Origin of the sequence: Arthrobacter sp. 2YAF22_2 (assembly GCF_052114645.1) — a bacterium.
Classification (GTDB): domain Bacteria; phylum Actinomycetota; class Actinomycetes; order Actinomycetales; family Micrococcaceae; genus Arthrobacter.
In genome coordinates this window covers 1-1,501 of the sequence record NZ_JBFRFD010000691.1, presented here as the reverse complement: position 1 = coordinate 1,501, position 1,501 = coordinate 1, and the positions used below count along the sequence as shown (strand labels likewise).

The following is a 1,501-nucleotide window of genomic DNA, read 5'->3' as shown; positions in this document are numbered from 1 at the left end:
GGCGTCGAGCGCCGCGTCCACGGCTTGCCGTGCCCCTGCGAAAGTCTCCAGATCCGCTGTCACCGAGGTAGCCGTGCCGCCTGAACCGGACGTCTGTGCGACCTCCTGGATCCCTCGCGCCACCTCATGGACCAGCTCGGCCCGGTCCACGAGGACGACGGCGCCGCCCTCGGCACCGATCCGCTCGGCTACCTTCTGGCCGATGCCCTGGGCGGATCCGGTCACCATGGCTACCTTGCCGGCGTACCGGCCGGGAGTAACGAACTGTCCTGCGTAGGGCCGCGTCATCAGCGGCCAGCCTTGGCGTCAATGGCCCCGGCCATGGTTTCTTTGGCATCGTGTGCGTGGGCCATGATGACCTCGCGCACCCGCACCTTGTCCTGGCGTTCAAAGGCGTCAACGACGTCCAGATGGTCTTGCGTGACCCGCTCGAAGATGGGGGTCCCTGCCTCGAAGGCCGCAGCCATCTGGGCGTGGACGTCGAGCCGACGGTAGGACTCAAGCAGCATGGGGTTGCTGCAGATCATGAACAGGTATTCGTGGAACTCCTCGTTGGTCCGCGCGAACTCGTCCGGTTGCTGGATGGTGCCAGCAGCTACCGAGCACGTGGTGGCCTCGGCGAGGCGCCGGAACTGATGGAGTTGCTCCTCGCTGAGGCGGCCCAGCATCAGCTCGCTCACCGCAAGCTCCAGGCCCATTCGGGCATCGAGCTGGGCGAAGCTGTCCTCCTTGCGGAAATCCAACCGGCCGGTTTCCAAGGAAGAGACAGCCTCGCTGCGGCTCATGGTGTCGCCTTCTGCGGCAATCCTCTCTGCGGGTGCGGGTGCACCGGTTTCGGCATCGCCGCCGGTGGTTTCCTTCGGGGCAAAACGCTCGAAGTAGAAGTTGGCGGGTTGGACGCCCTCGGAATCCAGCCACTTTGACACGGCGTTCACCATGGGGGGCGGCCCGCACAGGTAAATGTCAACATCGCCGTCGTTCAAGTGGGCGGGCTCGATGATCTGTGTGACGTAGCCCGTGTGGGGAGCAGAGGTGCCCGGTTCGGAGGCAATGTAGTCCCAGGTGAATCCAGGCAGCTTCGCCGCATAGTCCCGGAGCCAGTCCAGGCCAACGATGTCCGCTTCGCGGGTCAGGCCGTAAATCAAATGGACCGGTACCGCCGGCGGGTTCTCGGAAAGCTTTTCGAGGATGGACAGGAGCGGGGCCAGCCCGGTGCCGCCTGCCAGGAGCAGAAGGGGGCGCTTGGGTTCACGCAGGAAGAACGAGCCGTAGGGGCCGGTGAACTCGATAGTGTCGCCCACAGCGGCCCGGTCGCGCAGGTATTCGGACATCGCACCCTGGGGTGTCACCCGCACCATGAATGACGCCTCCTGCACCTCGGGGCCGCTGCTGAACGAATAGGAACGCTCGGCGTCGGTGCCGGGGACCTTTATGTTGACGTACTGACCCGGCAGGAAGGCCAGGGCGTCCCGGTCTTTCGCCTCAAGGGTGAAGGAAACTG

The 1,501-nt window shown here is 65.1% G+C and carries 2 protein-coding genes; both read right to left on the bottom strand.

The annotated features are described in order from the left end of the window. On the bottom strand, positions 1-288 hold a 288-nt coding region (locus AB4Y86_RS18730; protein ID WP_441403637.1), incomplete at its 3' end, for an SDR family NAD(P)-dependent oxidoreductase. Next, positions 288-1,501, bottom strand: a 1,214-nt coding sequence (locus AB4Y86_RS18725; RefSeq protein WP_441403636.1) for an FCD domain-containing protein, incomplete at its 5' end; no start/stop codon positions are given. The genes AB4Y86_RS18725 and AB4Y86_RS18730, both read right to left, overlap by 1 nt.